At 58.8% G+C, this 9,057-nt stretch carries 9 protein-coding genes; all 9 read left to right on the plus strand.

Annotated features, from left to right (window positions below):
- Positions 1–258: 258 nt before the first annotated feature.
- From LBR61_08970 to LBR61_09010, 9 genes are read left to right on the plus strand one after another with little or no spacing between them, the layout of a single operon-like run.
- The gene (locus LBR61_08970; protein ID MDR1732205.1) at positions 259–1,746 is read left to right on the plus strand and encodes an ABC transporter substrate-binding protein; all 1,488 of its coding nucleotides are present in this window, start codon (positions 259–261) and stop codon (positions 1,744–1,746) included.
- 19 nt (positions 1,747–1,765) lie between these two features.
- Entirely contained in the window at positions 1,766–2,692 is a 927-nt protein-coding gene (locus LBR61_08975) for an ABC transporter permease (protein ID MDR1732206.1), read from the plus strand.
- 22 nt (positions 2,693–2,714) lie between these two features.
- Positions 2,715–3,614, plus strand: a complete 900-nt coding sequence (locus tag LBR61_08980; protein ID MDR1732207.1) for an ABC transporter permease — start codon at positions 2,715–2,717, stop codon at positions 3,612–3,614.
- A gap of 13 nt (positions 3,615–3,627) precedes the next feature.
- Positions 3,628–4,632: an ABC transporter ATP-binding protein gene (locus tag LBR61_08985; protein MDR1732208.1), complete on the plus strand. Its 1,005-nt coding sequence runs from the start codon at positions 3,628–3,630 to the stop codon at positions 4,630–4,632.
- A complete protein-coding gene (locus LBR61_08990) occupies positions 4,629–5,588 on the plus strand; it encodes an ATP-binding cassette domain-containing protein (protein ID MDR1732209.1) in 960 nt (319 codons plus the stop codon). The genes LBR61_08985 and LBR61_08990 overlap by 4 nt, the downstream gene beginning before the upstream one ends.
- 31 nt (positions 5,589–5,619) lie before the next feature.
- A complete protein-coding gene (locus tag LBR61_08995) occupies positions 5,620–6,528 on the plus strand; it encodes an L-2-amino-thiazoline-4-carboxylic acid hydrolase (protein MDR1732210.1) in 909 nt (302 codons plus the stop codon).
- Positions 6,518–7,222 carry an L-2-amino-thiazoline-4-carboxylic acid hydrolase gene (locus LBR61_09000; GenBank protein ID MDR1732211.1) on the plus strand — a complete coding sequence of 235 codons (705 nt, stop codon included), beginning with the start codon at positions 6,518–6,520 and terminating at the stop codon, positions 7,220–7,222. Before LBR61_08995 ends, LBR61_09000 begins: the two co-directional genes overlap by 11 nt.
- Before the next feature lie 24 nt (positions 7,223–7,246).
- Positions 7,247–8,155, plus strand: a complete 909-nt coding sequence (locus LBR61_09005; protein MDR1732212.1) for an L-2-amino-thiazoline-4-carboxylic acid hydrolase — start codon at positions 7,247–7,249, stop codon at positions 8,153–8,155.
- A gap of 6 nt (positions 8,156–8,161) precedes the next feature.
- Positions 8,162–9,052: an L-2-amino-thiazoline-4-carboxylic acid hydrolase gene (locus LBR61_09010; GenBank protein MDR1732213.1), complete on the plus strand. Its 891-nt coding sequence runs from the start codon at positions 8,162–8,164 to the stop codon at positions 9,050–9,052.
- Positions 9,053–9,057: the final 5 nt, after the last annotated feature.

The following is a 9,057-nucleotide window of genomic DNA, read 5'->3' on the forward strand; positions in this document are numbered from 1 at the left end:
CTGATTTTCACCAACAATGACGTCCCTTTGTTCTTCACGAATACCCCTCCTTCTGTGAGTTAAAAACGTTCCGGTTCTCCAGGATAGCTTATTATAACAAATGATACCCGTTGAACAGACAGCCGGAACACTGAGTGATACCATGGAATTTTTTAGGCTTGACGTAATTTACATATTTAGTACACTGATACGAATTAAACTAAAATATGGAAAGGACAGTGGTAAGTAATGAAGCAAAATCGAGGTGCAGGCTATTTTGTGTGGATCTTTGTCATTGTGACGGTTGTGACGGGGCTTGTTTGGACGGGCTGCGGGGAAGCCGCGGCAAAGGACTCTCTCACCATCGCGACGGCGATTGAGCCGCCTTCTCTGAGCACAGTGGACAACGATTCGCTGGCTACCATTTACATTCACCTGCTGACGAACAACCTGCTGGTGAAGGCGGATCCTGAGACGCTCAACGTTGTTCCCGACCTCGCCGAGAGCTGGGAGAACCCCAGCGACACGGAATGGCTCTTCCATTTGCATAAGGGCGTAAAATTCCATCACGGAAGGGAGTTTACGGCGGAAGACGTCATCGCCAGCATCGCCAACGCGAAGAAGTACCCCGCGACCATTCCCTACACCGAGGAAATCGAGAAAGTGGAAGCGGTGGACAAATATACGGTGAAGTTCACTCTGAGACAGCCGTACTCCAACCTGCTTTACGACCTGGCCTATCACTTCAACTACATCCTTCCCAAAGACCTGCTGGAGAGCGGTCACGATTTCAGCTCCAACCCCGTGGGAACGGGCCCCTACAAGTTCGTGGAGTGGAGCAAGGGCAACCACATCACTCTCGAAAAATTCGATGATTACTGGGACGCAACGGAAAAGCCCAGCATCAAAACCATCACCTGGAGGATCATTCCGGAGGGCACTTCCCGCACCCTGGCTCTTGAGGTCGGAGAGGTGGACGCCATCTACCATGTGGAAACGGCGGACGTACAGCGGCTGAAAAGCAACCCGGAGTTTTACGTGGACCAGCTGGCCAGCGTGGAAAACTTCTATCTGTGCATCAACACCGACATCGCTCCCTTCGACAACGTCGATCTGCGCAACGCCATTCATTGCGCCATTGACCGGGAAGCCCTCATCGCAGGCGCTCTGAACGGCTACGGAGTTCCCAGTTACTCCTCGATTCCCATGGGCTACTGGGGTTCCTGGGACGGAAACGCCAAACCCTACGACGTCGCCCTCGCCAAAGAACTGCTCAAAAAGTGGGGAGGCGACCCCACCACGGTGATCCTGCCGATTCTGGTCCGGACCGACGAACTCGTGCGCGTGGCCACGATCATTCAGGACAGCCTCGCCCAGGTGGGAATCAAGGTTGACGTCGTCTCCGTCGAAACGGCGACCTGGCACGCAAAAAGAGCCTCGGGCGATTACGTGTCCGGAATCACATCCTGGTCCCCGTCCAACGCCTTCACCTACGTCATGCGCTACCACAGCAGCAAACGCAAGTCCGTGGCAGGCGCCTGCAACGACCAGCTGGTGGACGACCTGATCGCGCAGATGAAATCCGAGCTGGACGCCGATAAACGCCTTGACCTCATCCACAAAATCGTCGAGCGAGTCAACGACCTCGCCATTCAGCCGTCTCTCTGGCAGGGGGAGTACTTCCGCGCCTACAACGCCAAATTGAAGGGCATCGTGTCGAGCGCCACGGGCTATATGCGTTTCCATACCGCCCGCTGGACGGATTGACCCGGGTGGACATGAAAATATGATCCGATATATCGTCAAACGGATCATCACACTGATTCCTGTGGTGCTGGGGGTGACGCTGCTGGTTTTCGTGATCATGCAGCTCGCCCCGGGCGACCCGGCGAGGCAGATTCTCGGCGAGGCCGCACCGGAGGAGGCCGTTGAGAAACTTCGCGTCGAAATGGGGCTGCGCGACCCGGTTCTTCTGCGGTACGTGCGGTATATGACGCGGTTCGTGCAGGGCGATTTCGGCACCTCCTACATAAAGAACCGCTCCGTGGCCTCCGAGATCGCGTCGCGTTTCCCCTACACCGTCAAACTCGCCGTCGTGGCCGCCGTTCTGACCGTGGTGCTGTCCATCCCGCTGGGGATTCTGGCGGCCGTCAAACAGAACACCATTTTCGACAACCTCAGCATGATCATCACCCTGATCGGAATTTCCATGCCCGTTTTCTGGCTGGGGCTGCTGCTCATTCTGCAGTTTTCCCTGAAGTTTCGATGGGTGCCCGTCGCGGGGGCCCAAAGCTGGCGCAGCTACATTCTGCCCGCCATCTGTCTCTCCTTCGTGAACATGTCCACCGTGGCGAGAACGACCCGATCGTCCATGCTGGAGACCATCCGGCAGGATTATATCCGCACCGCTCTGGCCAAGGGCGTCGCCCGCACAAAAGTCGTGCACAAACACGCTTTCCGCAACGCGCTGATTCCCACCATCACCGTCATCGGCATTCAGATGAGTCAGCTTCTGGGGGGCTCGGTGCTGGTGGAAACGGTTTTCGCCTGGCCCGGACTGGGCAGACTCATGGTAGAGGCCATCAATCAGCGCGACACGCCGATGGTTTTGGGCTGCGTCATTCTCCTCACGATCATTTTTTCTGTGCTGAACCTGATTATCGACCTGTGTTACGGACTGGTCGATCCCCGCATCAGGGCGCAGTACTCCTGACACTGGAAAGGAATGGCTTCTTATGGCTTCTGAAATCGACAAGGCCAGAGCAAATCGCTTCAGACAGTACAAAAAAAACAGTCAGAGCGCCAACGTGTGGCGCCGGTTCAGGCGCAACAAAAACTCGCTGATCGGGATGATCTGCCTCACGATTATCATCGCTGCCGTCTGCTCGGCGGACTTTTTCTACGACTACGAAACCTGCGCCATCAAACAGAACATCACGGAGCGCCTGAAGCCTCCCTTTTCCCCGGGCCATATTCTGGGGACCGACGACCTGGGGCGCGACGTGGCGGCGCGGGTGCTTCACGGAGGACGCCGCTCGCTTCTGATCAGCTTTTCGTCGGTGGCCATCAGCCTGACGGTGGGAACCATCCTTGGGGCTGTGGCGGGATACTACGGAAAGACGGTGGACAACGTCATCATGAGGTGTATCGACATCCTGATGGCCATCCCCATGACGATGCTGGCCATCGTCATCGTCGCCGCCCTGGGAGCGAGTATCCGGAACATGATCATCGCCCTGGCCATCGCCCAAATTCCCTCGTTCGCCCGGGTGGTGCGCAGTTCCGTCCTGAGCGTTCGGGATCTGGAGTACATCGAGGCCGCCCGGGCCCTTGGGGCCAAAGACGGCACGATCATCTTCGGGCACGTGCTGCCGAACGTTCTGAGCCCCGTCATCGTGCAGATCGCGATTCGCGCGGCGACGGCGATAACCAACGCGGCCGCGCTCAGTTTCCTCGGTCTGGGCGTGCGCGTGCCGGTTCCGGAGTGGGGAAGCATGTTGTCGCTGGGCCGCGCCTACATCCGCGACTACAGTTATCTGACCTTCATCCCCGGACTGGCCATGATGCTGACGATTCTGTCGCTGAACCTTCTGGGCGACGGGCTTCGTGACGCTCTCGACCCCAGGCTGAAATGACGGAGGCGCGGTCATGAACGACTCAGGAAGGCTGGCGCTGGAAATTCAGGACCTTTCCGTCGAATATCGAACGGACGAGGGAACGGTGCACGCGGTGAACGGTCTGGACCTGGCGATTGAAAGCGGCAGAGCGCTGGGACTGGTGGGCGAGACGGGAGCGGGAAAGACGACAGCCGCCCTGTCCGTTCTGCGCCTGATCCCCGAACCGCCCGGTCGGGTGACGGGGGGACGTATCATGCTTTACGGCGAAGACGTCTTCTCCAAATCAGAGAAAGAAATGGACGACCTTCGGGGCCGTCAGGTTTCGATGATCTTTCAGGACCCCATGACGGCGCTCAATCCGGTGTTCACCGTCGAGGATCAGATCGCTGAAAGCATTGAAATCCACGAAAACCTCTCCCGGCAGGACTCGCTGGAAAAGGCGCGCCGAACTCTGGAGATGGTGGGCATACCGGGGGGCCGGGGCCGTGAATATCCTCATCAGTTTTCGGGCGGAATGAGGCAGCGGGTGGTGATTGCCATCGCTCTCGCCTGCTCGCCGTCCCTGCTGATCGCCGACGAGCCCACGACCGCCCTGGACGTGACGATTCAGGCCCAGGTGCTGGAAATGATGAAGGAGCTTCGGGCGCGGTACCGCACGTCCCTTTTGATGATCACCCACGATCTGGGTGTGGTGGCCGAGATCTGCGACGACGTTTCCGTCATTTACGCCGGAACCGTTCTGGAGCACGGAAGCCTGGAGGATGTTTTCGAAAACACGCGTCATCCTTACACGGAGGGCCTGTTCAACTCACTCCCCGATCTGGACAACCGGACGGTCCGGCTCAAACCCATCAAGGGCCTGATGCCCGACCCCACCAATCTGCCGGGAGGCTGCGCTTTTCACCCGCGCTGCGCCTACGCCATGCCGATATGCGAAAAGGAAAAACCCGGCAGGGCGTTTCGCGGAGAAAAGCATTTCGTCCGATGCCACCTCTACGACCGGGACGCCGTGGAAGGGAGGCTTTCACGCAGATGAGCGAGGTTCTGCTGGATGTGCGCGGCATAAAAAAATATTTCAAAACGCCCAAGGGCCTGCTTCACGCGGTGGACAACGTCAGTTTCACGCTCAACCGCGGCGAAACCATGGGGCTGGTGGGAGAGTCCGGGTGCGGCAAGTCCACGGCCGGCCGGGTCATTCTCCGCCTGATCGAGGCCACAGAGGGGGAAATTTTTTTCGAGGGACACGATATCCGCAAATACGGCGCCGACGAAATGAGGCGAAAGCGCAGGGAAATGCAGATCATTTTCCAGGACCCCTTTTCCTCCATCAACCCCAGGAAAACGATCAGCGAAACGATCGAAGAACCCCTGAAACTGCACGGCCTGATTCCGGACAAATATGAGCGCATGGAAAAAGTCGTGGAAATCATGGAGACCGTGGGACTGGCGGAGCGCCTGATGAACGCTTATCCCCACGAACTCGACGGGGGTCGGCGGCAGCGCGTGGGAATCGCCCGGGCCTTCGCCCTGAACCCGAAATTCGTGGTCTGCGACGAGCCGGTTTCGGCCCTCGACGTTTCCATACAGGCCCAGATTCTCAATCTGATGAAGGAACTTCAGGAAAAAACCGGTCTGGCTTACCTGTTCATCACGCACGACCTGAGCGTGGTCAACCATTTTTCGGACAACATCGCCGTCATGTATTTGGGGGAGATCATCGAAACGGCGCCTGCGGAACTGCTGTTCTCCAACCCGCTTCATCCCTACACTCAGGCCCTGCTTTCCGCCATACCGGTTCCCAATCTGAAGAAAAAGCGCCAGCGCGTGCTGCTGAAGGGCGAGATAACCTCCCCCGTGGAGCCGGAGCCTGTATGCCGCTTTTGCAATCGCTGTCTTTACGCTGATGAACGCTGCCGGCAGGGCGAGCCCCGTCTGCAGGAGGTCGAAAGCGGGCACAAAGTCGCCTGTTTCCGCGTCGGCTGTTTGGGCTGACGCCGAACCCGCGTCCCGCACAGGAGGAACGATGAACAGGTTTAAGGAAATCGAGCTGGAAAGTCTTCAGGACAGTTGGGTGATTATGTACACCTTTATCGCGCGCGAGCTGCTGGAAAAGGGCGGGTTCGAGGGAGAAAGAGTCCTGCGCGAGGCGGTCCGCCGTTACGGCAGAGACCGCGGGCTGTCGAACCGCCGGCGGCTCCTGGAGAATAACGTTAAAATCAACCTGGCCACCCTGTTTTCGGAGGGACGGGACCGTCCGGGAGAACCGCGTTTCACGGCGAAGGTGCTGCGGGGCACGCGGGAGGAGCGCATCAGCGACACGCTGATCTGCTCTTTCGCGGACGTGTGGAAAAAATATGACGCCAAACATCTCGGGAGAATCTACTGCGAGGAGTTCCACATCGCCAGCTATCAGGCCTTCGGATTCGGGAAAACGAAGGTGAATCTGAGCCGGACGCTCACCCAGGACGGCGACGATCGCTGCTGTTTTTACCACACGTACCGCCCCGAAAATCTCACCGATGAGGAACGGCGGCTCAGCTTCGAGGAGTACGACGAGGGATACGTCAAACCCGACCGCGAGATGCCCAAACCGGAGGGAAAATCCGGATTCAGGGCGCTTTGGATTAAGATGTACTTTCACTTTCTGGAAACCGCCGCTGAGCGCTGGGGGGAGGACGACGCCAGAAGCCTGGTCGGAAGCGGCCTGAGAGCCGCCGCCGTGGAGCAGGCGCGGGTTTTCGCGGAAATCGCCCGATCGACGGAGCGCGTGGTGGACGAGGGCTTTCTCGAAGGGCATCACCCCCTTTCCCTGGGCCCGTCCCCCGGCGACGAAACTCTGCCGGAGGCCTGTTGCGCGCTGGGGGCTCAGTCCCTGCTTTTCGAAAACTACTGCCTGACGATACGAAAGGAGCTTGGACTCGATGCGGCCTGAAGCTGAAATGCCCGGCGCTGTGACGCCGCTCAAAGCGCTTTGTTCGGACGAGGCTCAGGACAGGTGGTCTCATCTGTACCGGCAGATCGCCGAATCGCTGGAGGAGTCCTTCGGCATGAGGGGTCGAGCCGTTTTACGGGAGGGCGTCCGGCAATACGCCGCCCTGTTGGGTCGTGAAAAACGCGCCTTTCTCGAAAAATGCGGGCTGAAAACCAGCCTGAAAACGGCGGCGAACCTCCGGGGGCCTTTTCCCGTCGGCGTCCGGACGGACAAGGAGTGGATCGAACACACGGAACAGCAGCTTTTCGTCAATATCGTGAGATGTCCTCACGCGGAACTGTGGAACCAGCGCGAAAAACGACACCTGGGACAGCTCTGGTGCGAGGAGTTTTACCCGGCGTATTTTCACTCGGCAATCGGGGACGCGGTGCAGATCAATATGACGAGGGTTCTGACCAATCCCGGCGACGAGCACTGCCGTTTTTCCGTGTATCTGAGGCCGGCCAACCTGGACCTGCCGGACCGGAAGCGCTGTTTCGACGGGTACGATCCGGACCGGAAGCCGGTTCTGGAGGTTCCCGAACCGGAAATTGACTTTGAACAGAGGCGCCGTCTGCTCTTTTCCTGCATAAAGGACGAGCTGCGGCGATCTTTGGACAAAACGCTGGAAGACATCGTGAACGTGGATCTTTAAAAACTGGATACAAAAAGGGGCGAAATGATGAACAGCGTCGTCGACATCGAACCACAAAATTTGCAGGACTGCTGGACTCTGCTCTATTTTTCCACAGCCCGGAAACTGACTGAATTTTACGGACAGGAGGGGAAAAGGCTGATTCGCCGCGCCGTCCATCGCTACGGTTCCGAAGTGGGAGCCCTCGAACGGAAGGCCCACGTGGAAAAGCGCATCGGGACCAGCCTGAAAAGTTTTTACGAGCTGCCGGTCATCCGGTACGACGATCCGCGGTTTCGGCTCGACGTTCAGCGTCTTGACGAACAGGAAGCCCTGTTTGACGTCGTAACCTGCCCCTTCCGCGAGATGGTCCGTTTTCGCGGCCCCGCGTTTTTCCGGAACGTCGAAGAAGGACGGGAGCTTGCCCTCTGTTTCTGCGAGGAGTTTACTTACGCCTGCATCGAGGCCTACACCGAGGGCGTCGGTCAGGCCAATCTGTCGGAGATCCTCGACCGGCGGGGAGAAAACAGCTGCCGTTTCGCCGATTATCTCCGGCCCGCCAACATGAACGAGGAACAGGTCCGGGCTTTCGAAGGGGACGCCGCCCGAAAAGACGGAATAAAGCCCGAAACGGCTCCGAACGCGTCGGTCCGCTGGAACAGGCTGGCCGCGATGCTGGTCGCCGCTTTCAATGCGGTGTGCGATGAGGAGCGCGGAGACGCCCGGCGCGCGGTTGCCGAAGGTCTGCGGCTGGCGGCCCGGGAAATCGCCGCGTTTATGGCGGAGCGGGCCGACGCCGTTGGAGCGCCCCTGACGGCCGCTTTCGTCTCCCAAAACTGTCCGCTGCACTCCGGGGCGGGTTCAAACGATCCGGCCCTTGAGGAGTTTATCGGCGTAAATTTCCGCGCCCCTCTCGGCCTGTGGGTCGAACAGAATGTCGGACGAAAGGAGTGACGAATCGTGTTCACCGTCAAAGAGATGAACGTCATCAATTTGCAGGACAGCTACACCCTTTTTTACGGCATTCTGGGAGGGCACGTCATTGAGCGCCTCGGGCTGAAGGGAGAATCCGCGCTGCGCGAGGGAGTTCGGCGTTTTGGCAGGGATCGGGGAACGAAACGAAGAGAGGCCCAGCTGGCGGCCAACTATAAAATCAATATGAAAAACCTGTTCAGCGTCGGCAGCGACCTCCCGTCGGACCCGCGTTTCGGGCGCGACCGCCTCGCCCTGATCCCGCAGGAGCGCATTTCTCACACCCTGGCCTGTCCCATGGCGGACGTCTGGAGGGCCCATAACCTGCGCGCCGTTGGCCGGCTTTACTGTGAGGAATTTCATCCGGCCTGCTACAGCGCTTACGCCTACGGATACACCCGGGTCAATCTGGGACGCACCCTGACTCAGGATGGCGACGAGTATTGCAGCTTCAACATCATTCTGCGGCCGGAGCACCTTCCGGAAAACCTGCGGCCGGTCTGTTTCGAGGAGTACGATCCCCACTACACCGGACCTTCCGCCTCTCTGCCCAAAGCGGAGGCCAAAAGCGGCTTTGGTTCCCTCTGCATCCGGATTTATCATTACATTTTCGAGGTTCTGCTGGAGCGTTTCGGCGAGGAGGGGCGAGCCGTGGCCGCCGGAGGTCTGGAGAAAGCCGCGGAGGACGCGGTGAGACGGCTCAAAGAGCAGGGAGAGGCGATGCAGTCCCCCGTCAACCGGGACTTTGTCGAGGCCAACATGCCCCTGCGACTCTCTCCGGACTCCGACCCGCTCTGGTCCGGTTACGATACCCACGGCGCTCTGGACCTGATGAAAAAGCATTTTTACGCGCCGGTCACGGAAGCGCTGGGGCTATAGGGAAA

Source organism: Synergistaceae bacterium, assembly GCA_031272035.1.
In the GTDB taxonomy this organism is placed as follows: Bacteria; Synergistota; Synergistia; order Synergistales; family Aminobacteriaceae; genus JAISSA01.